At 69.4% G+C, this 25499-nt stretch carries 26 protein-coding genes; 14 read left to right on the forward strand and 12 right to left on the reverse strand.

Going from position 1 to position 25499, the window contains the following annotated elements; translation table 11 throughout:
* Positions 1–5: 5 nt before the first annotated feature.
* The 4 genes from QE377_RS06250 (at position 6) to QE377_RS06265 (ending at position 3403) form a co-directional block, all read left to right on the forward strand.
* A complete protein-coding gene (locus QE377_RS06250; protein ID WP_307320734.1) occupies positions 6–1409 on the forward strand; it encodes an aminomethyl transferase family protein in 1404 nt (467 codons plus the stop codon).
* Between the two features lie 91 nt (positions 1410–1500).
* A complete protein-coding gene (locus QE377_RS06255) occupies positions 1501–2097 on the forward strand; it encodes a PadR family transcriptional regulator (protein ID WP_307320736.1) in 597 nt (198 codons plus the stop codon).
* The gene (gene folE, locus QE377_RS06260; protein WP_307320738.1) at positions 2094–2675 is read left to right on the forward strand and encodes a GTP cyclohydrolase I; all 582 of its coding nucleotides are present in this window, start codon (positions 2094–2096) and stop codon (positions 2673–2675) included. The genes QE377_RS06255 and folE overlap by 4 nt, the downstream gene beginning before the upstream one ends.
* A gap of 68 nt (positions 2676–2743) precedes the next feature.
* Positions 2744–3403: a GntR family transcriptional regulator gene (locus QE377_RS06265; protein WP_307320740.1), complete on the forward strand. Its 660-nt coding sequence runs from the start codon at positions 2744–2746 to the stop codon at positions 3401–3403.
* A 157-nt stretch (positions 3404–3560) separates the two neighbouring features.
* Here QE377_RS06265 and QE377_RS06270 read toward each other — a convergent pair whose 3' ends face one another.
* Genes QE377_RS06270 through QE377_RS06290 form a run of 5 tightly spaced genes read right to left on the reverse strand, consistent with a single transcriptional unit; the run spans position 3561 to position 8229 of the window.
* Positions 3561–4796 carry an ABC transporter substrate-binding protein gene (locus tag QE377_RS06270; protein ID WP_307320743.1) on the reverse strand — a complete coding sequence of 412 codons (1236 nt, stop codon included), beginning with the start codon at positions 4794–4796 and terminating at the stop codon, positions 3561–3563.
* 17 nt (positions 4797–4813) lie between these two features.
* Complete coding sequence (locus QE377_RS06275) at positions 4814–5866, reverse strand: branched-chain amino acid ABC transporter permease (protein ID WP_307320747.1); 1053 nt, start codon at positions 5864–5866, stop codon at positions 4814–4816.
* On the reverse strand, positions 5866–6747 hold the full coding sequence (locus QE377_RS06280) for a branched-chain amino acid ABC transporter permease (RefSeq protein WP_307320750.1): 882 nt from the start codon (positions 6745–6747) through the stop codon (positions 5866–5868). The genes QE377_RS06275 and QE377_RS06280 overlap by 1 nt, the downstream gene beginning before the upstream one ends.
* A 2-nt stretch (positions 6748–6749) precedes the next feature.
* Positions 6750–7460, reverse strand: coding sequence for an ABC transporter ATP-binding protein (locus QE377_RS06285; RefSeq protein WP_307320752.1), 711 nt, complete (start codon positions 7458–7460; stop codon positions 6750–6752).
* A complete protein-coding gene (locus tag QE377_RS06290) occupies positions 7447–8229 on the reverse strand; it encodes an ABC transporter ATP-binding protein (protein ID WP_307320755.1) in 783 nt (260 codons plus the stop codon). The genes QE377_RS06285 and QE377_RS06290 overlap by 14 nt, the downstream gene beginning before the upstream one ends.
* 234 nt (positions 8230–8463) lie before the next feature.
* On the opposite strand from QE377_RS06290, the gene QE377_RS06295 reads away from it, so the two are divergent.
* The 4 genes from QE377_RS06295 (at position 8464) to QE377_RS06310 (ending at position 12264) form a co-directional block, all read left to right on the forward strand.
* Positions 8464–9828, forward strand: coding sequence for an aminomethyl transferase family protein (locus tag QE377_RS06295; protein WP_307320757.1), 1365 nt, complete (start codon positions 8464–8466; stop codon positions 9826–9828).
* Between the two features lie 65 nt (positions 9829–9893).
* On the forward strand, positions 9894–10775 hold the full coding sequence (locus QE377_RS06300) for an IclR family transcriptional regulator (protein ID WP_307320759.1): 882 nt from the start codon (positions 9894–9896) through the stop codon (positions 10773–10775).
* Positions 10772–11545: an NAD(P)-dependent oxidoreductase gene (locus QE377_RS06305; RefSeq protein WP_307320762.1), complete on the forward strand. Its 774-nt coding sequence runs from the start codon at positions 10772–10774 to the stop codon at positions 11543–11545. The genes QE377_RS06300 and QE377_RS06305 overlap by 4 nt, the downstream gene beginning before the upstream one ends.
* A gap of 122 nt (positions 11546–11667) precedes the next feature.
* Positions 11668–12264 carry a YdcF family protein gene (locus QE377_RS06310; protein ID WP_307320764.1) on the forward strand — a complete coding sequence of 199 codons (597 nt, stop codon included), beginning with the start codon at positions 11668–11670 and terminating at the stop codon, positions 12262–12264.
* Positions 12265–12436: 172 nt separating this feature from the next.
* On the opposite strand, the gene QE377_RS06315 is transcribed toward QE377_RS06310, so the two are convergent.
* The 5 genes from QE377_RS06315 to QE377_RS06335 all read right to left on the reverse strand — a co-directional run bounded on the left by QE377_RS06315 (position 12437) and on the right by QE377_RS06335 (position 17305).
* Positions 12437–13231, reverse strand: coding sequence for a MerR family transcriptional regulator (locus tag QE377_RS06315; protein WP_307320767.1), 795 nt, complete (start codon positions 13229–13231; stop codon positions 12437–12439).
* A complete protein-coding gene (locus QE377_RS06320) occupies positions 13224–13751 on the reverse strand; it encodes a VOC family protein (protein ID WP_307320770.1) in 528 nt (175 codons plus the stop codon). The genes QE377_RS06315 and QE377_RS06320 overlap by 8 nt, the downstream gene beginning before the upstream one ends.
* Before the next feature lie 33 nt (positions 13752–13784).
* Positions 13785–15098 carry an MFS transporter gene (locus tag QE377_RS06325; RefSeq protein WP_307320773.1) on the reverse strand — a complete coding sequence of 438 codons (1314 nt, stop codon included), beginning with the start codon at positions 15096–15098 and terminating at the stop codon, positions 13785–13787.
* A gap of 38 nt (positions 15099–15136) precedes the next feature.
* The gene (locus QE377_RS06330) at positions 15137–16768 is read right to left on the reverse strand and encodes an AMP-binding protein (protein WP_307320775.1); all 1632 of its coding nucleotides are present in this window, start codon (positions 16766–16768) and stop codon (positions 15137–15139) included.
* A 72-nt stretch (positions 16769–16840) separates the two neighbouring features.
* Complete coding sequence (locus QE377_RS06335; protein WP_234073915.1) at positions 16841–17305, reverse strand: MaoC family dehydratase; 465 nt, start codon at positions 17303–17305, stop codon at positions 16841–16843.
* Positions 17306–17423: 118 nt separating this feature from the next.
* On the opposite strand from QE377_RS06335, the gene QE377_RS06340 reads away from it, so the two are divergent.
* The gene (locus QE377_RS06340; RefSeq protein ID WP_307320780.1) at positions 17424–18101 is read left to right on the forward strand and encodes a Type 1 glutamine amidotransferase-like domain-containing protein; all 678 of its coding nucleotides are present in this window, start codon (positions 17424–17426) and stop codon (positions 18099–18101) included.
* Between the two features lie 20 nt (positions 18102–18121).
* Entirely contained in the window at positions 18122–18565 is a 444-nt protein-coding gene (locus QE377_RS06345) for a MarR family winged helix-turn-helix transcriptional regulator (RefSeq protein ID WP_307320783.1), read from the forward strand.
* Between the two features lie 267 nt (positions 18566–18832).
* On the opposite strand, the gene QE377_RS06350 is transcribed toward QE377_RS06345, so the two are convergent.
* Entirely contained in the window at positions 18833–20191 is a 1359-nt protein-coding gene (locus tag QE377_RS06350; RefSeq protein WP_307320786.1) for an aminomethyl transferase family protein, read from the reverse strand.
* Positions 20192–20321: 130 nt separating this feature from the next.
* Between QE377_RS06350 and QE377_RS06355 the strand changes: the two genes are divergently transcribed.
* Positions 20322–21248: a LysR family transcriptional regulator gene (locus tag QE377_RS06355; protein ID WP_307320790.1), complete on the forward strand. Its 927-nt coding sequence runs from the start codon at positions 20322–20324 to the stop codon at positions 21246–21248.
* A 110-nt stretch (positions 21249–21358) separates the two neighbouring features.
* Here the strand turns inward: QE377_RS06355 and QE377_RS06360 are convergent, their stop codons facing one another.
* Complete coding sequence (locus tag QE377_RS06360) at positions 21359–22762, reverse strand: aminomethyl transferase family protein (RefSeq protein WP_307320793.1); 1404 nt, start codon at positions 22760–22762, stop codon at positions 21359–21361.
* 210 nt (positions 22763–22972) lie between these two features.
* On the opposite strand from QE377_RS06360, the gene QE377_RS06365 reads away from it, so the two are divergent.
* Genes QE377_RS06365 through QE377_RS06375 form a run of 3 tightly spaced genes read left to right on the forward strand, consistent with a single transcriptional unit; the run spans position 22973 to position 25492 of the window.
* Positions 22973–23728 (forward strand): PIG-L deacetylase family protein, encoded by a 756-nt coding sequence (locus tag QE377_RS06365; protein ID WP_307320795.1) that lies wholly within the window; start codon positions 22973–22975, stop codon positions 23726–23728.
* Positions 23725–24432 carry a 4-carboxy-4-hydroxy-2-oxoadipate aldolase/oxaloacetate decarboxylase gene (locus QE377_RS06370; protein WP_307320797.1) on the forward strand — a complete coding sequence of 236 codons (708 nt, stop codon included), beginning with the start codon at positions 23725–23727 and terminating at the stop codon, positions 24430–24432. The genes QE377_RS06365 and QE377_RS06370 overlap by 4 nt, the downstream gene beginning before the upstream one ends.
* Complete coding sequence (locus QE377_RS06375; protein ID WP_307320799.1) at positions 24419–25492, forward strand: PrpF domain-containing protein; 1074 nt, start codon at positions 24419–24421, stop codon at positions 25490–25492. Before QE377_RS06370 ends, QE377_RS06375 begins: the two co-directional genes overlap by 14 nt.
* The last annotated feature ends 7 nt before the right edge of the window (positions 25493–25499 follow it).

A 25499-nucleotide genomic window follows, 5' to 3' on the forward strand; every position in this document is an offset into this window, starting at 1 on the left:
TCATCGTGGCCAGCAACCTGCAGGAACTCATCGACCAGAACAACCCGGTCGAGATGCTGCGCAACTCGCAGATCGGCTCCTACATCTACCCGGTCGTCCCCGCCGACTTCCAGAACTGGATCAAGGAGCAGCAGGCCTGGCGCAACACCGCCGTGCTCTACGACCAGTCCCACCACATGGACAACGTGTTCCTGAAGGGCTCCGACGCGATCAAGCTCATCAGCGACACCGCGATCAACTCGGTCGCGAACTTCGCGGTCAACAAGGCCAAGCAGTACGTGCCCACCACCGCGAGCGGCCACGTGATCGGCGACGGCATCCTCTTCCGCGAGGCCGAGGACGAGTACGTCTACGTCGGACGCGCGCCCGCATCCAACTGGCTGATGTACCACGGCGAGACCGGCGGCTACCAGAACCTCGACGTGCAGGTCGACCGCCGTTCGCCCTCACGCCCGTACGGCCACGCCGTCACGCGCCGCTACTACCGGTTCCAGATCCAGGGCCCGAAGGCATGGGACGTCATCGAGAAGCTCAACGGCGGCCCGCTGGAGAAGCTCGGCTTCTTCAACATGTCGACCATGACGATCGCCGGCAAGACCGTGCGCACCCTCCGTCACGGCATGGCCGGCGCTCCGGGCCTGGAGATCTGGGGTCCCTACGAGGACCACGACGCCATCCGCGACGCGATCGTCGAGGCCGGCGCCGAGTTCGGTCTCGTGCCGGTCGGGTCGCGTGCCTACCCGTCGAACACGCTCGAGTCCGGCTGGATCCCCTCGCCGCTTCCCGCGATCTACTCGGGCGAGGCGGAGCGCGGCTACCGCGAGTGGCTCGGCGTCGACAGCTACGAGGCCACCGGAACCCTCGCGGGCTCCTTCGTCTCCGACAACATCGAGGACTACTACCTCACCCCGTGGGAGCTCGGATACGGCTCGTTCGTGAAGTTCGACCACGACTTCATCGGTCGCGACGCGCTCGAGAAGATCGACCCCTCGACCCAGCGCAAGAAGGTCACGCTGGCCTGGAACGCCGAGGACCTCGCCAAGGTCTGGGGCTCGCTGCTGAACGTCGACGGACCCAACTACAAGTTCTTCGACCTGCCGCTGGCCAACTACGGCTCTGCGAACTACGACTCGGTCGTGGATGCGGACGGCACGGTCGTCGGCTTCTCGATGTTCACCGGCTACAGCGCGAACGAGCGTCGCGGGCTCTCGCTCGGCACGGTCGACCCCGACGTGCCCGAGGGCACCGAGCTGAAGGTCGTCTGGGGCGAGCCGAACGGCGGCACCTCCAAGGCCTCCGTCGAGCCGCACGAGCAGACCGAGGTGCGCGTGGTCGTCAGTCCCGTGCCCTACTCCACCGTCGCCCGCCAGACCTACCAGGGCGGCTGGCGCACCGGCTACAAGGGCTGACGTCGACGCCGACGCGGGGCCCGGTCCTGCCGGGCCCCGCGTCGGCGTTTATGGATAGCCTCAGAGCCACACCTCGGAAGGAGATCGGCGGATGAGCCTGCGCTACGCGCTCCTCGCCCTCGTGCGGGTGGGACCCCAGTCCGGCTACGACCTGCAGAAGCAGTTCGCCGTATCGGTCGGGCACGTCTGGCACGCCCCGGACTCCCAGATCTATCCCGAGCTTCGCAAGATGGAGGCCGAGGGCCTGGTGCGCGGTGAGGAACAGGCTCGCGGCGAGCGCGGCACCCGCCGGATGTACCACATCACCCCCGAGGGGGATACGGCCTTCCTCGCGTGGATGTCAGCACCCCTGGACTACCAGCGCGTGCGCGACCCCGCCCATCTGCGCGCTGCCTACCTCGAAGCGGGGACGCCCGCCGACTCCCGCGCGTTCCTGCGGGCGCACATCGCCCAGTGGGAGAGCGAGCTCGAGCAGTGGGAGGGCGAACTGGCGCGCATCGACGCCGTCGACAACCCCATGCTGCTGCGCCGGCTCGCGGTCACCGCCGAGGAGGACAGGGAACGCACGATCGCCTACAAGCGCTTCGCCTACGAGGGCCTCGTCGAGCGGGCGCGGGGCGAGATCTCGTGGGCGCAGCGCGGCCTCGCCCTCGTCGAGCGCCTCGAAGGCGCAGAAGGAGCATCATGACCATCGACACGGCAGCGCGCACCGACCGCGCCCGGGCGGTCGCGGCCGTTCGCGAGCTCCTCGAGGCCGTCGGCGAGGATGCCGACCGTCTCGGGCTCACCCGCACCCCCGAGCGGGTGGCGGATCTCTTCCTCGATCTGTTCTCCGGACTTGGTATTGACCCGGCGTCCGCGCTCGGTGCACCCGTCGCCCTCACCGACAACGAGCACCCCGGTGAGCTGGTCGGGATGACGGCGATCCCGTTCCGCTCGGTGTGCGAGCATCACCTGCTCCCCTTCGAGGGGACGGTCGACGTCTTCTACGCGCCGGTGCGTCACATCGCGGGCCTCAGCCGCATCGCGACGCTCGTCGAGCTCGCCTCCCGGCGGCCCCAGCTGCAGGAGCGCCTCGGACACCAGATCGCCGATGCACTCATGACGGTGCTTCGCCCGCACGGGGTGGCCGTGAGGGTGGAGGCCCGGCACGGCTGCGTGGCTCATCTGGAGCCGAGCGCCGCATCCGCTCGCGTGGTCACCGTCGCTACCCTCGGCGACATCCCCGACGCGACCTGGCGCCTCGCCGCACCCTCCACCCCGTGACGGGCACGGATCGGACACAATAGTGTTGACGATCCGGTGCGGCGTTTCCGCCCGAGAAGGGGATGACGATGACGTTTCCCTCCGTGACGGACGAGGTCGATCCGTCGGCGCGTCCTGAGCTGGCCGCTCAGATCCGCGACGCGATCCTGGGCGGCGAGTTCGCCCCGCACCAGCGGCTCATCGAGGCCGACCTCAGCGAACGCTTCGCGTCGCCGCGGGCAGCCGTGCGCACCGCGCTGCTCACCCTCGCGGGAGAGGGCCTGGTCGAGCGCCTGCCCAACCGCGGAGCGCGGGTGCGGGCCATCACGGTCGACGAGGCGGTCGAGATCGTCGAGGTCCGCATGGGACTCGAGTCGCTCTGCGCCCGCAAGGCGGCCGAGAGGGTCGACGACGACGACATCGAAGGCCTCCGCGTGCTCCGATCCGACATCGAGCAGGCGATCGCCCTGGGCGACCTGGTGGGTTACTCGCGACTGAACCAGGAACTCGATCGGCGCCTGCGCGAGCTCAGCGGGCACGCCACCGCCTCCCAGCTCCTGGAGCGCCTGCGTGCGCAGTCCGCGCGGCACCAGTTCCGTCTCGCCTTCCACCCCGGACGCGCCGCGCAGTCCGCACCCGAGCACATCGCGATCATCGACGCCATCGTCGCCCGCGATCCGGATGCGGCGGAGTCCGCCACCCGCCGGCATCTCGCCGGCATCGTGGACATCCTCCGCTCGCTCGACTGACCGCATCCGTCGCCTGACCGCATCGGTCGCCTGACCACATCCGTCGCCGTCCTCGCCACAACGCCCGCGAGACTCCATCTTTCGCACGAGATCACGGGATTTACCCGTGATCTCGTGACGAAAGTGCAGTCTCGCGGGATCTAGCAGCGGATGCGGGTCAGCCGAAGGACTCGACCGTGGTGTAGCCCTGTCCGTTGTACTTCTGCACCACCACCGACGACACGGCCGGCTGACCGTCCACGGTGGTGTCGACGGCGGTGCCGTCGAGCATGAGCGGCGCTTGGAAGTCGCTGATCGAGCGCAGGGCCTCCATGAAGTTCTCGCGCGTCGGCTCGGTCATCTTCTCGAAGGCCTGCTCCAGGGTCGCCCCGACCATGAAGCTCCACATGCAATGCGGGAAGGCGGGCATGTCCTGGTAGTCGGCGTACTGCTTCAGGTCGGTGAGGAAGGTCTGCACATCCTCGTCGTCGGCGAATGCGGGGCTCGCGGGCGCCTTCGAGAACGACACCGAGTACACGCCGGGGAACGCGTCAGCGCCACCGGGCTGCAGGATGGCGGTCGGGCTCGACGTGTTCGACGGCAGGAACCAGCTCGGGCTCCATCCGAGCTGCTGCGCCTTCTGCAGCGACGAGATCACGAGCGGGGTGATCGACATCGCGTTGAAGAACACATCCGCGCCCGAGCTCGCCAGCTCCGTCAGCTGCGCGTCGACGGCCGTGTCGGTCGCCTCGTAGGTGAGCTCCTTGACGATCTCGATGTTGCTCGCACCTTCGACCGCGCTCTTGAAGCCCTCGAGGTAGCCCTCGCCGTAGTCGTCGTTCTGGTAGAGCACGGCGACCTTGTGGTTCTCACCGGATGCGGCCAAGAGCTTCCCGAAGGCCTCGCCCTCGTTCTGGTAGATCGGCACGAAGCCGAGCTGCCAGGGGCTGTCGTTCGTCTCGCTGAAGATCGGGTCGCCGGTCATGACGAGTACCTGGGGCACCTCGTCGGCGATGGCCGCCTCGCGGTAGGCGCGGTTGGTCGGCGTGCCGAGGCCCGCCGTCATCGCGAAGACGCTGTCCTTCAGCTGGTCGTAGTTGGCCTTGGCCTTCTGCGGGTCGTAGGCGTCGTCGAGCGCCTTGATGTCGACCGTGCGCGTCTTGCCGTCGCCGAACGTCACGCCGCCCTCGGCGTTCTTCGCGCCGAAGTACGCAGTGATACCGGCGACCGTGCAGGTGCCGGGACCCGCGGTCCCGCCGCTGAGCGGGGTGGTGATGCCCAGGCTGATGGATGTGTCGGTGATGCCGGGGCTCGCCGCCGCGGCGCCGCCGGTGGCATCCGAGCCTCCCCCGCCGCGCGAACATCCGACGACGGTCAGTGCGAGAGCGGACGTCAGGGCGACGATGCCCAGCACGCTCCTCTTCCTCAGATTCATGGGTGATTCTGCCTCTCTGTGGTGGTTCCCTCGGTGCCGGGCGACGCGGGAAGGTCGCCGGACGATGGGTGGCTCGGTCCTCGATCGGGGCGACGCCGCATCCGTCTCAGTCGGGCAGGGAGGGATGCGAGTCCTCCCGGCAGGACGAAGAGCACGAGCAGCAGCAGCGCGCCCTGGAGCACGGCCGTCAGGTTGGGGTCGACGAGGTTCGTCAGCTGCGGCGCGAGCACGTAGTACGCGCCACCCAACACGGACCCGATGATGCTCCCGGCGCCGCCGATCACCATCGCCGCGAGCAGCTGGATGGAGTGCCCGAAGCTCATCGTCTCGGGCGAGGTGTACTGCACGACGACCATGTAGAGGAAGCCGCTCACGCCGCCGATGAGGGAGGCGACGGTGAACGCGAGCACCTTGTACCGATAGGGCGAGACGCCCATCGCCGCGGCGACCGCCTCGTTGTCCTTCACGATCGCGAAGGCGCGGCCGTACTTGCCCCGCACCAGATTGCGGGTGAGCAGGAAGGCGATGCCGCCGATGATGATCACGAGATACAGCTGCCACTGATCGTCGTACAGCCCGGTCCACTCCGGCGCGTCCGTGAATCGCGCGGACACGCCCTGCGACCCGCCGGTCAGATCCGACAGCCGCTTGGCCAGCGGGACGCCGACGATCGGCAGCGCGATCGTCACCATCGCGATGGCGAGCCCGCCCAGCCGTGCGGCGGCGAGCGCGATGACCAGCCCGACGACGCCGGGGATGAGGATGCTGAGCACGAAGACGAGGGCGATGTTCCAGTCGTTCTGCACGCCGTACGCGGTGACGTAGGCACCGAGCCCGACGAAGAAGATCTGCCCGAGCGAGACCTGCCCGGTGTAGCCCATGACCACGTTGAGACCCAGCACCGCGACGGCGAAGACGCCGATGCGTGCGATCGTCTGGTTGGCGAACTCGGGCAGCATGAGTGGAAGGAGCAGGAGCAGCGCGATCACCGCGAGGACGACGACGACGCGTACCCACCGACGCGAGAGAACGGATGCGGGAGAAGCCATCAGACACGCACCACCGTTCTGCGACCGAACAAGCCCTGTGGTCGTACGAGCAGCACGACGAAGATGAGCGCGAAGGGCACCGCGACCTTGAGGTCGTAGCCGATGAAGGGCACGTAGACCGCGGCGAGGTTCTCCAGGACGCCGATGATCCATGCCGCCGCGACCACGCCGACGGGGCTGGAGAGTCCGCCGAGGATGACGGCGGCCAGCGCGTAGACGAGGGCGTTGTCCATCATCCCGGGAGTGAGCGTGAGCTGCGGGGCGACCAGCGCGCCGGCCACCGCGCCGAGACCCGCCGCGAGCCCCCAGCCGACCATCAGCAGGCGGCTCACCGGCAGACCGGAGAAGGCCGCGGACTGCGGGTTCACCGCGACCGCCCGCAGCGCCAGGCCCAGCTTCGTGCCGGCGAACAGCGCCTGCAGCAGGATCATGATGGCGAGGATGACCACGGTCGTCCCGATCGAGCGCACACTCACCGACGCTCCCAGCACGGAGATCGTGTCGAGGGGGAAGAGCGAGGGGAACTGCTGGTTGTTGTAGGTGAAGAGCCAGCCGCAGATGCCGGTGATGAGCGTCAGCAGACCGATCGTCACCACGACGGCGGTGTCGGGGTCGCCGCCCTCGAAGCGACGCATCAGGTACCGCTCGACGACGGCGCCGAACAGGAACGAGACGCCCACGGAGAGCAGGATCGCGAGGATCAGCGGGACCCCCATCCCCGTGAACCACCAGGCGAGGTAGGCGGAGAGCACCGCCATCCCGCCCTGGGCGAAGTTGATCAGGCCGGTCGCCTGGTTGACGAGCACGATCGCCAGAGCGAGCGCGGCGTAGACCGAGCCGATGGACAGCCCGTCGATGACGAGTTGGATGAAGGTTCCCACTCTCAGCCTCCCAGGTAAGCGCGGCGGATCTCGTCCATGCCCTTGAGCTCGGCCGACGTGCCGGTGAGGACGTTGCGACCGGTCTCGAGCACGGTCGCGGTGTCGACCAGACGGAAGGCGAGCGTCGCGTTCTGCTCGACCACGAGCATCGCGATGCCCGACTCCCGGCGGAGCCTCGCGATGGCGTCGTAGACGGTGCGCGCGGTGCTCGGGGCGAGACCCAGCGACGCCTCGTCGAGCAGGAGCAGGCGCGGACGCGCCATGAACGCGCGGGCGACGGCGAGCATCTGCTGCTCTCCTCCGGAGAGCGCGGAGGCGTGCGAGCGGTAGCGCTCCTTGAGATTCGGGAACAGGTCGAGGCAGTAGTCGATGTCGCCCTGGATCGCCTTGTGGTCGCGCCGCTGGTACGCGCCGACCCGCAGATTCTCGCGCACCGTCAGGGCCCCGAGAGTGCCGCGCCCCTCAGGCACGTGGGCGATGCCGATCGAGGCGACCTTCTCGGGGCGCATCCCGCGGATGTCGCGCCCGTCGAAGCGGATGGTGCCGGTCGTGCGAACCATCCCGCTGATCGCGCGGAGCGTGGTCGTCTTGCCCGCGCCGTTCGCCCCGAGGATGCCGACGGCCCCCTTCTCGGGCACGCTCAGCGACACTCCGTCGAGCACCTGGACGGGACCGTACGAGGCGGTCACGTCGATGAGTTCAAGCAGCGTCATCGGCGGCCTCCTTGCCGATATATGCCTCGATGACCCGGGGATCGCTCTGCGCCTCGGCGGCAGAGCCCTCCATGAGTTTGCGACCGTGATCGAGCACGACCACACGGTCGGTCAGTGCCGCGATGAGCCCCATGTGGTGCTCGACGATGACGACGGTGATGTCATCCTCGTCGCGGATGGCGCGGACGGTCGCGATGAGCTGCTCGACCTCGGAGTGCGGCAGGCCCGCCGCCGGCTCATCCAGCAGGAGCAGCTTCGGGTGCGACATAAGAGCCCGGCACAGCTCGATCGCCTTGTGGAGTCCGTGCGAGAGCTCGTCGGCGTGGCGGTTCGCCGCCCAGCCGAGGCCGGAACGCTCCAGCAGCCGCAGCGCCTCGGTGCGCATCTCCCGCTCCGAGCGCCACGTGCGCGGCGTGCGGATCGCCCACTCTCCGGGGCCTCCCGGAAGGCGCGTGTGCGCGCCCAGCATCACGTTCTCGAGCACGGATGCGTGCAGCTGCAGCGCAGGATGCTGGAAGGTGCGGGCGAGCCCGCGTCGCGCGAGGCGCGCGGGGGTCTGTCCGGATGCCTCGTCGCCGTCGATAGTGATGGAGCCCGAGCTGGGCCGGTAGTGCCCGCTGATGCAGTTGAACAGCGAGGTCTTCCCGGCGCCGTTGGGCCCGACGAGTCCGAAGATCTGCCCGGGCTCCACGTCGAAGCCGACATCGTGCAGCACGGTGATCCCGCCGAACCGCAGGTTCACATCCTTGAGGGTGAGTCGAGCCGCCATGGCCGCCTTTCCGTGTCGTCGCGTCATTGCGAGACCGGGGTTTCGCCCCGTTCCTGGGACGGTACGGAGTCGTCCCAATATTGTCAACGATTTTGGCGTGCATTCCGGGGCACGTTCTGATCACACTTTCTCGCGGGCGACGCTCGACGCCTCCGAAATTTCGCATGAACGGAAATCGACCCCATCACCGGTCGCGAGCGGCGCATGCTCGGCTCGACGAAAGGAAGGTCGACGATGACATCCGAATCCCTCGCCGCGGCGATCGAACGCACCGGAAACCCGCTCGAACTGCTGCGCAACCAGAACTGGCCGGCGTTCACGTTCCCGGTCGCCCCCGAGTTCACGAACTGGCGCGATGAACAGCGCGCGTGGAACACAACGGTCGCGTTGATGGACCAGTCCCATCACATGACGCAGCTTTTCCTGGGCGGCAGCGATCTCATCGAGGTGCTCTCCTCGATCTCGCCCAACACCTTCGCCACGTTCCGCCCGGGCGTGGCCAAGCAGCTCATCAGCGTCAACGAATCCGGCTACCTCGTGGGCGACGGCATCCTGTTCTACAACGAGGACGCACCCGAGGGGCTCGTGCTCATCGGCCATCACATCCTCATCGACTGGGTGCGGTTCACCCTCGAGAAGGCCGCGGCGCAGGGCAAGGACGTGCACCAGCGCCTGGAGCCGAACTCGCACATGCGGCAGGGACCGCCCACCTTCTACCGCTACGAGCTGCAGGGCCCGGAGGCGGACCGCGTCATGGAGAAGCTGTTCGGCGGCCCGGCGCCCGACATCAAGTTCTTCCACATCGGTGACGTCACCATCGGCGGCCGCGCCGTGAAGGCCCTGCGACACGGCATGGCCGGACAGCCGGGCTTCGAGTTCTTCGGCCCCTGGGCGGACAACGAGCACGTGCTGCAGACGATTCTGGATGCGGGCGAGGAGTTCGGCATCCGTCGCGTCGGTGCGAAGGCCTACTCGGCCACACCGCTCGAGTCTGGCTGGGTGCCCACGCCCTTCCCCGCCGTCTTCGACGACGACATGGCCGAGTACCGGTCGTGGCTGCCGGCCGAGCGGATCGGTTCGGTCGCGGGCTCGCTCACCTCCGACGACGTGCGCGACTTCTACCTCACGCCGTACGACATCGGACTCGGCCGCTCGGTGCGCTTCGACCACGACTTCCACGGCCGCGAGGCGCTGGAGCGGCACGCGGAGAACCCCCGCCGACGCAAGGTCACTCTGCTCTGGAACGCGGACGACGTCGCAGCCGTGGTGCGCTCGCAGCTCGAGCCCGGCACCCCCGCGAAGTTCCTCGACTTCCCCAAGGCGCGCTACGGGCTGTACCAGATGGACGAGGTGCGCCGCGGTGGCGAGCGCGTCGGCATCTCGACGGATGCGGGCTACATCGCCTATGACCAGCTGTACATGTCGCTCGCCACCCTCGACGCCGACATCCCCGACGGCGACGAGGTCGAGATCGTGTGGGGCGAGGACCCGATCTCCGCCAAGGATTCGGTCGATCAGAACCACCGCCAGGTGACCGTGCGGGCGACGGTCGCTCCCGCTCCCTACCACGAGTGGGCGCGCACGGTCTATCGCGCCTGAGCGCGGCCTACCCCGCGCCGAGGCGCCCGGCGCGGGGTAGGGTCCCGGTAGCGGGAGGAGTCGCGATGGCGCGCGGATCGGCAGGCGAGTCGGCATTGCACCGGCACCTCCGGGTGCTCGACGCCTTCGACGCCCTGCACCCGTTCCTCACGCTGGGCGAGATCGCCGGCACCGCCCGCATCCCCGTGTCCACGGCGCACCGGCTGGTTGCGGAGCTGACGCAGGAGGGACTGCTCGAGCGGCTGCCGGATCGCACCTACCGGCTCGGCGTGCGGCTGTGGGAGTACGCCTCACGCACGCCCGGCGCGCTCGGACTGCGCGAGGTCGCACGTCCGTGGCTCGCCGCGGCCCACGCCCGTATCCGCCAGCACGTGCAGCTCGGGGTCCGCGCCGAGCTCGACGTGCTGTTCATCGAGCGGATGTCGGCGCCGGATGCGGTCGTCAACGCGACGCTCATCGGCGGCCGCATCCCGCTCCACGCGTCCTCGAACGGCCTCGTGCTGCTCGCGCATGCACCCGCGGGCGTCGTGGACGAGGTGCTGCGCAGTCCGATGCGCGCGTACACGCCGTTCACGATCACGGATCCGCGGGCTCTCCGCGCCGAACTCGCCCGCATCCGCTCCGAGGGCTTCGCCGTGGCATCCGGCCACATCCACCTCGAGTCGCGGGGCATGGCCGTCCCGGTGCGGGGCCCCGAAGGCGAGGTGTACGCCGCCCTCGGCGCCGTCGTGCCCAATGACGGCTCGCCGGCCGCGGCCGTTCTCGAGACCCTGCGCGTGGCTTCGGCCGGGATCACCCGTGCGCTGCGCGCCCTGTACGGCTCCGGCCTCGACGATGCCGCCGTCGTACACGGTCCGCGCCCGGATGCGGGCGTCTCGGCGAGGTCGTGGGCGTACATCGCCGATCTCGCCGAGCGTGCGGATGCGGCACCGAAGGTCCGCACGTGACACGCGTCGCCGTCATCGGGCTCGGCGAGGCGGGGCGCCGCTATGCCGTGGACCTCTCCCGGGCGGGCGCGGCGGTCCGCGGCTACGATCCGGACCCGCGCGCAGACGATCCCGCCGTTCCCCGCGTGGGCTCCGTTGTGGAGGCGGTGGCCGCCGCCGAGGTGACCATCAGTCTCGTGGGCGCGCACGCCGCCGTGTCCGTGGCCGAGCAGGTCGTGCCGCTGCTGGACGCGGGCGCGCTGTACGCCGACTTCAACACGGCGGCTCCGGAGGTGAAGTCCCAGGTCGCAGAGGTCGCCGCACGCGTCGGCGTGCGCATGGCGGATGTGGCCGTGCTCGCCCCTGTCACGCGCGCCGGCGCCCGCACACCGCTGCTCGCGAGCGGTGCGGGCGCCGTCCGCCTCGCAGGACTGCTGCGACCGCTCGGCGTTCCGATCGACACGATCGATGCGCCCGTGGGAGCTGCCGCGCGGCTGAAGATGGTGCGGAGCGTCTTCATGAAGGGCCTCGCGACCCTCCTCATCGAAACGCTCACTGCCGCGGAGGCAGCGGATGCGGCGGACTGGATGCGTGGGCAGCTCACCGCGGAGTTGGGCCCGGACGCGCCGGCTCTCGTCGAGCGTCTGATCACGGGCACCCACACACATCGAACGCGCCGCGAGCAGGAGGTGCGCGATGCGCTGGGCCTGCTGGACGAGCTGGGTACCCCCGACGACATGACCCGCGGCACGCTGGCATGGTTCGAGCGACTCGGGCGCGAGTCCGCCTGAGCAACGACCCCCAAACCTTTCCGCGCGAGACTGCATATCCTGCACGAGATCACGGTGTTCACCCGTGATCTCGTCGCAGAAGTGCAGTCTCGCGGCGGTGACGCGGCTCCTATCCTGAACACGTGCGTCCGCTCCGTTCCGCCCTGGCCGCCGCGACGGTCGCGGTGCTCACGGTGCTCGCCTTCGGCGAGGCCACGCATTGGCGCGCGAGCAGGCGACGCCTCGGCTCACCATTCGCGCGGGGGACGGAGGCCATCATCGTTCTCGGCTACGGCAACCGCGGTCCAAGAGCCAACCGCGAGAACCGCTATCGCGTGCGGGCGGGGATCCGCTCGATCAACCCTGCGGCGACCCGCGCCGTCCTGGTGTTCTGCGGCGGGACGGTGGAGGGCCCCGTCCCCGAGGCGGAGATCATGGAGGCGTATGCCCGCGACGAGCTCGGCTACCGCGGCCCCTGCGTGCTGGAGTCAGAGAGCCGGTCCACATGGCAGAACATCGAGAACGCGATCCCGTTGATCGAGTCCGCCGACGTGATCAAGATCGTGTCGAACTCGATCCACGCGGAGCTGGCCCGCGGATATCTCTGGATGCTGCGACCCGACCTCGCCGCACGACTCGCCCGAGGGGCGGACTACCGCTTCGGCGAGATCGTCTTCGTGAAGCCGGTCGCCGCCGTTCTCGGCCACAAGAAGCTCCGCCGCCTCCGCTTGCTCGACTGAGCCTCCTTCCTTCCTTCCAGCCGCGAGACTGTCCCCACGCCCTCTCCACGCCCGGTGCCCGGACGCGGAGCCTCCAGGCGCGTGGGCCCATCTCCCGCACGAGATCACGGGTAAACACAGTGATCTCGTCGCAGAGATGCTGTCTCGCGGGAAGGGGAGGGGAGAGCGCGGGTCATTCCCAGGTGGCGGTGTCGGGATCGAGACCCTCGCTGCGGGCACGGGCATCGATCGCACGGCGCAGCCACATGGCGAGCCCCGGTCGCACAGCGTCGTAGTGCGCGGTGAAGGCGGGATCCGCTTCGTACATGCGGCCGAGGCAGACCTGCATGCTGCGCGTGAGGGAGAAGTACTGCGAGAACACCTCGCGGTGCCGATCGACGAGCGCGTTCGCACCCTCGCTGCCCGGCTCGACTCCGGCGTCGACCGCAGCCGCCAGCTGCGCGTGCAGCGCGCTGACGGTCTGCGCGATGCGCGTCCAGTCCGCCGCTTCCCGCTTGGCCGTGCGTTCCGCGTACTGCTGCCACTGAGCGGTGTCGCCGTATCGCTCGCGCGCCTGCAGCGGCCACCGCGGATCCCACTCGGGACCGAACGTCTCCACCTGCTCGCGCACCGTGAGCGTGAGGCCGTTCTCGTACGAGTCGATCATCCGCTCGACATCGTCGCCGCGGCGCCGCAGCTCCTCGATGCGCTCCCCCAGCCGTGCTCGTTGCATGCGGAGCACGTCGGCGGCCTCGAGCGCCGAGCCGTCGAGGATGATGCGGACATCGTCGAGCCCGATCCCGAGCTCGCGGTAGAGGACGATTCGCTGCAGCCGCTCCAGGTCGACGCCGGCGTACCGGCGGTACCCACTGGCCTCTCGTACCGAGGGCCTGGCGAGCCCGATCTCGTCCCAGTGGTGCAGAGTGCGCACCGTGACACCGAGCCGATGGGCCGCCTGTCCGACGCTCAGGTCGCTCCCGTCAGACATGCTCACCATTGTCACCTCCCTCGACGCCGATGCCGACGGCGCGCAGCGCGACCGTCCCCTCGCTGGTCGGATCGAACGGCTTGGCCGCGGTGAACACGACGCGGACGTTCTCGGGCGTCAGCACCTCGATGTCACGGGTGTTCCATGCGGTGTCGCGCGGGGCCTTCGTCGCAGCCGCATCCAGCGCGCGCACCGCATCCGCGATGTTCTCGATCTGCGCCAGCACACAGGCGAAGCTGACGGTCATGGCCGGCAGCGCCTGCTCCGCGGATCCGGCCGGGACCAGCAGCACGTCCTGGAAAGCCCACCGGCGCAGGTGCACGAGCTGCCCCGGGATCGCGAAAAGCTCGAAGAAGCCCAGTCCGCGGGTCCAGAAGTCGACGGATGCGGGGATATCGGTGGTCGGGATCGTGACGAACATGGGCATGCCGTAGATCCCGCGGTACAGCTCGGGGGCGACGGCATCGGGCCCTGGAGCAGGGACGGGGCTGATGTCGAAGGCGTTGTAGAAGTCGCTCATGGGACCACCGTGCGCCCTCACGCCGCGTGAGGGTCAAGCAGGGTCCTCCACGGGCGGGCGGAACCTCCCCCACGCGATCGTACAGACGGCCATCAGCAGGGAGGCGCCCACGACGTACAGGGCGACGGGTGTGGTCGAGCCCGTCGCCGCCAGAAGCGAGGTCGCGATGAGCGGCGCGATGCCGCCGCCGACGATCGCTCCGAACTGATACGCCATGCTCACGCCCGAGTAACGGAGTCGGCTCGGGAAGGTGCGCGTGAGGATCGGCGGCACCACCGCCCAGGCGAACGACGTCGACGCGTGCGCGAGGATCGTGCCCACTGCGGCGAGCCAGATCTCTCCGGTGTTGAACAGGAGGAAGAAGACGATCGCCGTCGCGGCCATGAGGATGCCGCCCAGCACTCCCATCGGCACGAGGCCCCGACGATCGGCGATCCGTGCGAGCAGCGGGATCATGACGATCTGCAGCACGCAGCACGCGATCCCGATCCACAGCAGGGCGCTCTGGCCATAGCCCAACTGGGCGGTGCCGTAGCTCAGCGCCCACGTGAGCACGAGGTAGGAGAGGATCGACGGGACGCCCGCGATCACGATCGTCACGATCAGCTGCGGGGTGAACCGGGCGAAGACCTCCATGAAGGGCACGCGGGCGGGCGCGTTCTTCACGGCCGACTCGAAGAGGGGGCTCTCGCCGAGCCGGCGTCTGGTCCACAGACCGACGACGACGAGCACGACGCTGATGACGAAGCCGATCCGCCACCCCCACGCCTGGAAAGCCGGCCCCGTGACAGCGAGCAGCACGATCAGCATGAGGTTCGCGAGCATGAGCCCGGCGGGCAGGCCGATCATCGGCGCCGCTCCGTAGAGCGCCCGGCGCTGCGGCGGCGCGTGCTCGATGGCCATCGTCACGGCCCCTCCCCATTCGGCGCCGACGCCGAGTCCCTGCGCCAGACGCAGCAGGACGAGGAGGATGGGGGCGGCGATGCCGATGGCCTCGAAGTTGGGCACGAGGCCGATCAGGACCGTGGCCCCGCCCATCACGAAGAGGGAGAGAACCAGCATCCGCTTGCGTCCGATGCGGTCCCCGAAGTGTCCCGCGAGGATCCCGCCCAAGGGGCGCGCGACGAATCCGAAGGCGAAGGTCACGAAGGCGCCGAGCTGGCTTGCGGCAGGATCGTCCGACGGGAAGAACTGCGGACCGAACACCAGCGCGGCGCAGGCGGCGTAGAGGAAGAAGTCGTACCACTCGATGGTGGTGCCGAGGAAGGTCGCGCCGATCACCCGCCGCGACTCACGGGCCATTCCCGGGTCGACGGCGGCCGGCGCGGCCGAGTCGTTCTGTGTCATGAGCGGTCCTCCTTGACCGTCGTGGATGGATAGGGACGTCAGTGCACGATGCGCATGGTGCCGGTCGGAGCATCGACGCCGCCGACCAGCGCCTGCAGCCCGGCCTTGAGCCGCGGCAGGTCGACCTTGCCGTGGGGGCTGCGCGCGAGGGTGTCGCGGATCACGAGGTGCCGCGGCTTCTTGTACCCGGCGAGGCGGGCGTCCAGATGCGTGCGCAGAGCCTCGGCGTCGATCACCGCCCCGTCGGCGGGAACGACGACGGCGGTCACCACCTCGCCGTAGCGCTGGTCGGGCATCCCGAACACGACGGCGTCGCCGATGGCGGGGAAGGCGAGCAGGGCCTCCTCCACCTCCACGGGATAGACCTTCTCACCGCCCGTGTTCACGACGGAGCTTCCTCGGCCGAGCAGCTCGAGCGTTCCGTCACCGTGCGAGAGAGCCCAGTCGCCGGGCATGACGTGGCGCACACCGTCGATGACCGGGAAGGTCGCTCGGGTCTTCTCCTCGTCGCGGAAGTATCCCTTCGGCAGCGTGCCGCGGAACGCCAGGATGCCGCGTCCGCCGTCGAGGTGCTGCACCTGCTGGAGGTCCTCGTCGAGCACGACCGCGCCCGGCAGCAGGCGCAACTCGCCCGGGAGATCGTCGGCGGATGCGGTGACGTTGACGGCGTAGGGACCGCCCTCCGTCGAGGCGAGCAGGTCGGTGATGACGATGTCGTCTCGCTCGTGGAACCGGCGCTTCACCTGGGCGCTGAGCCGCATACCCGAGCTGATGATCGAATGGACGTCGCCGAAGCCCGGGGCCCCCGCGCGTTCGAGCGCGTCGACGAGCGGCAGCCCGATGGCGTCTCCGGCGATGATGAGACGTGTGGCCCGCTCGTCGAGGGCGAAGCCCACCGCGGCGTCGGCGTCGAACCGCGCGGACGGCAGGATGAGCACCGTGCCGCCGAGCACGAGGGTGTTCATCGAGGTGAACAGAGCCGTGCCGTGCAGGAAAGGCGCGAGCGGAAGCGTGCGGGTGACCGGTGGGTCGGCGGCGGCGGCGACGACCTCGGCCATGGAAGTCGGCACCTCGAGCCCCGCCGTGCCGTAGATGGAGTAGAGCTGCACCGAGAGGATGTCTTCGGCTGCCCAGACCACCGCCTTGGGCTTGCCCGTCGTGCCGCCGGTGTACAGGCGCAGCTCCGCCCCCTCCGGCGGTGTCGGGAGAAGCTCGTGCGGTGCGGCGACCGCATCCGCCCACGTCGTCCCGGCCGCGGGCACGGGACTCGGTCCGTCGTCGATGACGATGAGTTCCGGGGCGTGCGCCCAACCTTCGAGGGCATCGTGCACGACATCCGCGAGCGACGTGGGGTAGACGAGCACTTTCGCGCCGGAGTCCTCGAGCAGCGCGCGCACCTCGACCGCGCGATACCGATAGTTCAGCGGGACGGGCGCGATCGCGCTGGCGAAGCAGGCGAAGAGCGTCACGAGGTACTCGGGCCGGTTGTAGAGCAGGATCGCGACCGAGTCCCCCGGACGGAGCCCGGCCTGCGCGAGGTGTCCCGACAGCGCGCCGGCGTCGCGCGCGAAGCGGCCGTAGGTCATGGTCCCGTTGGGCGTGACGATCGCGGGTCGGTCACCGAATGCACGCGCGACCTCCTGCCACACGTCGCTGTAGTGGCCTCTCATCCGAACTCCTTCGTCCGATGCCGCCCGCGGCGGCGGGTAGCCGAGCGCGGACGACGGCGTCCGCGCGGCGCGTCAGTGGTAGTAGCGCAGCACCAGCTCCGCCACACACGCGGGCTTCGCCGCATCCTCGACCTCGAAGGTCACCGGCACCTCGATCTGCACCCCGCCGGCGACCTCGCTCGCGGTCCGCACCTCTCCTGACACCCGGATGCGGCTGCCGACGGGGACCGGGGCGGGGAAGCGCACGCGGTTGAGGCCGTAGTTGATGCCCATGCCGGCGTCCTCGACCTCGAAGACCTCTGCCATGAGCGGTACGACCAGGCTCAGCGTGAGCAAACCGTGGGCGATGCGCGTGCCGAACGGTGTCGCCGCGGCGACCTCGGCGTCGAGGTGGATGGGGTTGTCGTCGCCGGTCACGCGCGCGAAGAGGTCGACCTCGTCCTGCGTGATCCGCCGCCACGACGACGGTCCGAACGTCCGGCCGGCGGAACCGGCGAGATCGGCCATGGTGAGCGAGAGTCGGGTGGATTCGGCCACGGTGTCCTCCTTGCGCATCGTCGCGCTTATTTCAGGATGCCTGAAACAGTAGAGCGTACGCGGATATCCGTCAACACCCGCGCACCGTGGCGTCGGGGGCTCCGCGTAGCGTCGAAGCATGAGGCTTCTGCTGCTGTCCTGGCAATCCGGGGCACTCGCTCCCTTCCTGGCCGACGCGAGCGGAGGCCCGGATCGCCGACTCACGATCGGCTACGTGACGGATGCGCAGGCCGGAATGGCCGGTGCCCCGTTCGTGGCGGCGGAGCGCGCGCGAGTCTCGGCTCTGGGCCATGAGGTGCGGGAGATCATCGCGCGCGATGCGGAGCCGCATCAGCTGGATGCGGCCCTCGGCGCTCTCGATGCGCTGTACGTCGCCGGCGGGAGCACTTTCGCTCTGCTCGAGGCACTCAAGACGACGGGCAACGACGCCGTGATCGTCGACCACGTGCGTGCCGGTCTCCCGTACATCGGGACGAGTGCCGGATCGATCATCGCGGGCCCGGACATCGCTCCCGCGTCACTCATGGACGATCCCGCCGACGGCCCGCTGCTGCGCGACACGCGTGGTCTCGCGCTCATCGACACGACCATCGTTCCCCACGCCGACGGGCTGCTCCCGCCGTACCCGCCGGAACTGATCGACCGCATCCTCCACACCTATGGCGGCGACCACCGCCTGCAACCGCTCCGCGACGCCAAGCACTTCTCGTCGACGTCCGCGGCGCTCGGGTCGTCGCGTCCGGCGAGTGAGCGGGACGCGCGCTGCGAGATTCCCGTCGCGGGTGCGCTAGCGTGATCGCCGCGGAGGAGGCCCGGATGTCGGCACAGCGAGGCAGTCTCGTCTACATGGTCAAGCAGCTCGAGCTCGCCCTGCGTCCGCGGTTCCTCGCCGCGTGCGCGGCGGCGGGCATGACGGGGGCTCAGTACACGGCACTCACCGTGCTCCATCGACGCCCCGGCATCAGCAGTTCCGAGCTCGCCCGTCGCTCCTTCGTGCGCGCGCAGACGATGGCCGGGATCATCGACCCGCTCGTGTCCGAAGGCTTCGTTCGCCGAGAGAGCGACCCGGCGCACGGTAGGCGCATCCTGTTGCATCTGACGGATGCGGGCGCCGCTGCCCTCGCCTCCCTCGATCCGCAGATCGCTGTGGTCGAGGACCTCATGCTCGCCGACTTCGACGACGCCGAGCGCGAGACGCTGGCCGAGCTCCTGCGGCGAGCCCGCCGATCACTCGACGAGCAGGGCCACCGCCCCGCGTGACTCCGCGCGCCCGAGCGGCCGCACGGGCTGCCGCTTGGCGAGCGCACCAGCTGCCGCTGCAGCAGGCGCACCGCGACCGCTCCCGCGCGCTGCGCTGCGTGTCTCAACTGTTCACCTTTGCCGGGCGAATTGCGTGCATAACTGAGACAAGGATGGGGTGCCGGGTCCTGCGTGTCTCACTCGTTCACGCCGATAGAGCGCGTCACGCGCATAACTGAGACACGGATGCGGGACGAGCCGGGCGAGGGTGTGACCCGCCCCCTCCCCTCACCCCGCGCGGTAGTTCTCCCGGGCGAAGCGGGAGTAGGGCGCGGGGGCGACGGTTGCGCGGATCTCGACCTGCCGGTGGCGCTCGACGGCGGGCTTGGCGGAGTTGGGCTCCTCACCCCACGTCAACACCACCTCGGTCCCGGGCTCCGCGTGCGAGGCGGCGATGCTCGCGAGCGACACGAAGGCCTGCTCGTTCGTGATGTAGCCGCAGTCGTGGGAGATGCCCACATCCACGCCGTCGGCACGCACGCGATCGACCTGATACAGGCCGTACCGCGCCTTCGGGAAGTCGATGTACTTGGCCGGCAGCCCATCTTCGACGAGGGAGCGCTGCGCGGCGGCGAGGTCGTCGGCGTTCCAGACCAGCGTCACCTTCACCCGCTGCTCGGCGGCGGCGTGCGCCTCGAGGGCGGCACGGCCGATGAAGTCGTGATCGAACGCGACGCTGCGGCCGTAGCCGAGGTCGTACGGGGTCAGGTAGTAGTCCTCGATGCGGCCCGACACGAAGCTGCCGGCGAGAGAGCCGAGGCGGGCGGCGGGCAGCCACGCGAGGTAGTCGTCCATCTGCTCGCCCGAGAAGATGGCGGGCAGCGGCGAGGGGACCCACGCCGACTCGAGGTTCGCGGACGAGTACGCCTTCGCCCCCACGAGCACGAGGCCGAACTCCTCCCCCGCAGCGATGATCGCCTCGCGGATGCGGGCGCCGTCCGCCCACGGCCCGAACAGCTCGAAGCCGGGCTGACCGGCCATGCCGTGCCGCAGCGAGCGCACCGTGACGCCGGCGATCTCGAACGTGGCCATGCCGAAGAACTTCGTGGGCGGCACGGGCGCGCCGGTCAGCTTCTCCATGAGAGCCAGAGCGTGCGGGCCCTGCAGCTCATAGCGGTAGAACACGGGGTTCACACCGGGCTCCCGCATCAGCGTGTTCGCGTCACGCTCGAAGGTGACGTCGTAGTCGCCGGTCTCGCCGATGAACTGCACCCAGTCCAGCACCATGTACCAGCCGACGAGATCGAACACCTGCTCCTCGAGGTGGAACAGGATGGCGTCGCCGATGAGGTAGCCCTCGTGGTTGACCGCGATGAACTGCTTCGCCGCATCCACCGGGAACCGGGCGAACGAGTTCACGCCGGTGTCGCTCAGCAGCCGCAGCGCATCGGGACCCGAGATGAACAGGTCGGTCATGTGGTGCGACTGATCCAGCAGCGCCACGCTCTCCCGCCACGAACGCTGCTCGCTGCGCCAGTTGCTGAACTCCGGGGTCACCGGGAAGATCGTCGGCTTGCTCTGTGCGTTGCGCAGCAGGTCGACCGGGTTTCCCACCCGGGCGATGGCGTCGAAAGCGGATGCGGACATGTGAACTCCCTCGTTCGGACGGGCGGCCGTGCCCGCCTCCACAGGTTAAGAAACCCGAAGGCATCGACAGGGCGTATTTCGATTACCGATACTTATGCGGAGGCAACGATGCCTCAGTCGGGAGCAGTCGGTGGATCTCAACCTCATCCGCGTGTTCGTGGCGATCGCCGAGACGCGGAGTCTCACGAGCGCCGCGCGTCGCCTCTACGTCACCCAACCGGCGGTGAGCCAGGCGCTCGGACGCCTGCGGCGCGAGCTGGATGACCCGCTGTTCCGACGCGTCGGCCGCGTGATGGAGCCCACCCCCTTGGCGGACAGCGTCTACCCGGGGTTCCGCGATGCCCTCGCCGCCGTCGACCGCACTCTCGACGGCGTGCACCGGTTCGCTCCCGCCGACTCCGACCGCACCTTCCGCATCGCGCTGTCCGAGCTCGGCGAGATCGGGTGGCTCCCCGCCATCGTCCGGGCTGTGCGTGCTGAGGCCCCCCGGATGCGGATCGACGTCGTGCCGATGGATGTGGCGGCCCTTCCCGACTGGCTGGGCCGCGGCGTCGTCGATCTCGCGGTGACACCCTCGCACGTGCCGGGCCCCTTCGGGCGCACTGTTCTGAAGTCACAGGGCTACGGCGTCGCGATGTCGGCCGCGCATCCACTGGCCGACCAGCCGCTCACGCTCGACGCCTACGCCGCCGCCTCCCACGTCGCCGTCGCCAGCGACTCCGGCGCACCCGCCCTCGCCCAGGCGCGACGCGCGCACGGGATCGAGATCGATGCCCGCATCGCCGTGAACCATCTCGCGTCGCTTCCGCCGCTTCTCGCGCGCAGTAGAGATCTCATCGCGACGCTGCCGGACACGATCGCGCTCGGATGGACACAGACCTGGCCGCTCGTGGTGCGCCCCTTGCCGTTCGAGATGCCACCCGTGGAGATCGCGCTCTATCGACGGTCGAGCTCTCAGCATCCCGCTGCGCTGGACTGGCTCTTCAAGACCGTCGCCCACGCGATCCGCGGCTCCTCCGGCCGGTTCGAGGCCATCCACGGCGAGCGGACGGCCTGACATGCGTGACGCCCCCATGTCTCGAGCGATGCGGGGGCGTCACGCCGGCGCCGAGGTGCCTGGGTTTCCGGAGCGACCCGCGCGACCCCTTCGTCGCGCGGGTCGCTCGCTCAGAGGCTTCCGGTGGTGCGCCACCCGCCCTGGTACTCGGCGCGGGCGGTGACCGCGTACGGCACGGGGCTGACGACGGCGCGCACCGCGATCTGGTCGTGCGGCTCGACCGTGGTCTTCTTCGAGCCGCCGTCGGGCTCGCCCCAGACGACGCGCACCTCGGCACCGACCGGCACGTCGCGATCGACGGTCGCCAGCGAGAGTCCGCGCTTCTCGTTCGCCGTGACGCCGGTGAACAGCGAGAGCCCGACGTTGTTGCCGTCGGCGTCGATGACCGCGTCGTAGTTCGACGAGCCGTAGTTGGCGTTCGGGAGGTCGAAGAACTGGTACCCGACGCCCTCGCGATCGATGACGCTCGTGAGGATCTTGGCCAGGTCCTCGTCGTTCCAGGCGAGCGTGACCTTCTTGCGCTGGGTCTCCGGGTCGATCTTCTCGAGCGCATCGCGACCGATGAAGTCGTGGTCGAACTTCACGAACGAGCCGTAGCCCAGCTCCCACGGGTTCAGGTAGTAGTCCTCGATGTTCTCGGACACGAACGACCCCGCGAGCGCATTGATCGCCTCGTAGCTGTTGGCGGGGAGCCACTCGCGGTATGCGCGCTCGGCCTCACCCGTGTAGATCGCCGGCAGCGGCGACGGAATCCATCCGGACTCGAGCGTGTTCGAGGAGTAGGCGCGAGAGCCGCAGGGCTCGATGCCGAACTCGCGGCCCGCCTCGAGCACCGCGTCGCGGATCTTCTGGTGCTGCGCGTACGGGCCCCAGATCTCGAGGCCGGGAGCGCCCGCCATCCCGTGACGGAGGGTCCGCACTTTCTCGCCGGCGATCGTCATCTCGCCCATGTGGAAGAAGCGCACCTTCTCGAGCGGTCCGCCGTTGAGCTTCTCGATGATGTCCCAGGCGTTCGGGCCCTGGATCTGGAAGCGGTAGTAGTCACGGTGGACCGCGGCGCCGTAGGGGCGCGAGGGCGAGCGGTCGTCGTAGCGGAACTCGACGTCGTATCCGCCGGTCTCTGCGTGGAACTGCAGCCAGTTGGCGCCCGGCGCGCGGCCGACGTAGACGTACTCGTTCTCGGCCTCGTGGAAGAGGATGCCGTCGCCGATGACCCCGCCGTTGGATGCGGTCGGCACGAACTGCTTCGCGGTGTTCAGCGGGAAGTTCGCGAACGAGTTGATACCCGTGTCGCTCAGCAGCTTGAGCGCATCCGGTCCCGAGACGAAGAAGTTGACCATGTGGTGCGTCTGGTCGTACAGCACAGCCGTCTCGCGCCACGCCTTCTGCTCCCGGCGCCAGTTGGAGAACTCGGCCGGTACGACCGGATAGATGTAGGTGCCGAGCTGCGAATCGCGCAGCATCTCGACGGTGTTCCCTCGCTCGTCCAGCAGCTCCTGCAGCGTCCGCGCCATGATTGCCTCGACTTCCTCGTCTGTGGGCCTGCCGCGATGATAGGCGGCTTTTACCTCTGCCCATAGTGGTTTCGCCATCCCAGATTGTCAACAAAATCTTGACCATTTCGCAGGCCGTGTGATTCGCTGAGCCCACGAATCGGCACCGGCGTCGACTCCGGACGCCTGCCGCCACGCGTCGGCTCGACGCGTCCGAACCAAGGAGCGGATATGCCTGCAGTCACCCCGGCGCTACTCGTGGTCAGCGCCCACGCGGGCGACTTCGTCTGGCGGGCCGGCGGCGCGATCGCCGCCGCCACCATGCGCGGCGAACGCGCCACGGTGGTCTGCCTGAGCTACGGCGAGCGCGGCGAGTCCGCGAGTCAGTGGCTGGCGGGGAAGTCGCTGGAGGAAATCAAGGAGATCCGTCGGGCAGAGGCGGAGGCGGCCGCATCCGCGCTCGGCGCCGACATCGAGTTCCTCGATCTGGGCGACTACCCGCTGCGCGAATCCCCCGAGGCCGTCGCGCGGCTGGTCGATGTCTACCGCCGCGTGCAGCCGACCGTCGTGCTGACGCATCCGCTGCACGACCCGTACAACGGCGACCACCCCGCCGCCGCGCGCATGGCGCTGGAGGCGCGGGTGCTGGCCCAGGCGATCGGTGTCGCGAACTCGGACGGCTCGTTCCCCACGAAGGAGACGATCATCGGCGCGCCACCGGTGTTCTTCTTCGAGCCGCATCAGCCCGAGCAGTGCGGCTTCGTGCCCGACGTGCTGCTGGACATCACCGCTGCCTTCCCTCAGAAGCGCCAGGCGATGGAGTGCCTGCCCGCGCAGAAGCACATGTGGTCGTACTACAGCGACCTGGCGGTGCGCCGCGGCGTGCAGGTCAAGCGCAACGCGGGGCCGAATCTCGGCCTCGCCCACGACACCATGGGCGAGGCGTACATGCGCTACTTCCCGCAGGTCACGGGAGTGCTCGAGTGAGCCCGCACCTCGTCGTCACCGACATCGCACGTGAAGAGGCCGACCTCGTCGATGCCTTCGCCGCGCTGGGCTCGGCGACCGTGCACGAAGCGCTCGGCCGCACCGGGTACGCCGGGAGCGCGATCCGCCCCATCCAGCAGGGGTCGGCGATCGCCGGCAGTGCCGTCACCGTGCTCACCGCACCGGGCGACAACCTGATGGTGCATGTCGCGATCGAGCAGGCCCGCGCCGGTGACGTGATCGTCGTGGTCGCCACCGGCCCCTCCCCCTTCGGACACATCGGCGAGCTCATGGCCACGCAGATGCAGGTCAAGGGCGTACGCGGCTACGTCACCTCCGCCGGGGTGCGCGACACGGCCGAACTGCGCGCGATGGGCTTCCCCGCGTGGAGCCGTTACGTCTCGGCGCAGGGGTGCCTGCGCGACAGCCCAGGCTCGGTGAACGTCCCGGTCGTCCTGGACGGCGTCATCGTCGAGCCCGGGGACATCGTGGTCGCCGACGACGACGGCGTGACGGTCGTCCCGCGGATGCGGGCGGCGGCCGTTCTCGATGCAGCTCGCTCCCGTGCGGCACGCGAGGCGGCCAACCGCGCGAAGTACGAGGCCGGAGCCAGCTCCATGGACATCAACGGCCTGCGACCGGTCATCGCCGAGCTCGGCATCGCTTACGTGTCTCAGGCGGAGCGGCGCGATGCCGACTCCTGATCCGGTACGCGACGGCATCCGCTGCCTGCTCATGCGCGGCGGCACTTCCAAGGGCGCCTTCTTCCTCGCGTCCGACCTGCCCGCCGACCCGGCCGAGCGCGACGACCTGCTGCTGCGGATCATGGGCAGCCCCGATCCGGCACAGATCGACGGACTGGGCGGCGCGCATCCGCTGACGTCGAAGGTCGCCGTCGTCGAGCGCTCGAGCGATCCCGGATGTGACATCGACTACCTCTTCCTCCAGGTGAGCGTGGACGAGCCCGTCGTCGCCGATGCGCAGACGTGCGGCAACCTGCTGGCCGCGGTGGGCCCGTTCGCGATCGAGCGCGGACTCATCGCGGCGGATGCGGCTGACAGCGTCGTCCGCGTCCGCCTGCTCAATACGGGCGACATCGCCGAGGCACGATTCGCAACTCCGGATGGGCGGGTCGAGTACGACGGCGACGAGGCGATCGCGGGGGTGCCCGGTACCGCAGGCCGAATCGCGCTGACCAGCCGCGGGCAGAAGCCGCTGCTTCCCACCGGATCACCGACCAACGAGATCGCCGGCCACCGCGTCACCCTCGTCGACAACGGGATGCCGGTCGTGCTGATGGATGCCGCCGAGTTCGATGTCGCCGGAGACGAGAGCCCGGAAGAACTGGAGTCCCGCGCCGAGCTCCGCGAGCGGATCGAGGCGATCCGCCGGGCCGCGGGCCCGCACTTCGGACTGGGCGACGTGTCGGCACAGACCGTTCCCAAGATGTTCCTGCTGTCGCCCCCGCGCCACGGCGGAGCGGTCGGCACCCGGGCGTTCATCCCCGCGCGGGTGCATCCCACGATCGGGGTGCTGATGGCCGCATCCGTCGCCGCCGGCATCCGCATCCCCGGCGCCGTCGGCTCCGACTTCGCCGTGCTCGGCGACGGGGAGCAGACACTGCTCGAACACCCCGGCGGCACCTTCGCCGCCACCGTCGCCGTCACCGGCGACGCCGCTTCGGGCTGGCGCGCGAGTTCGTCGTCGGTCCGCACCGCACGAAAGATCTTCGACGGGCTCGTCTTTCCGAGACCCCGCCGCTGACCGTCAG

Source organism: Microbacterium sp. SORGH_AS_0862, assembly GCF_030818795.1.
GTDB lineage: Bacteria > Actinomycetota > Actinomycetes > Actinomycetales > Microbacteriaceae > Microbacterium.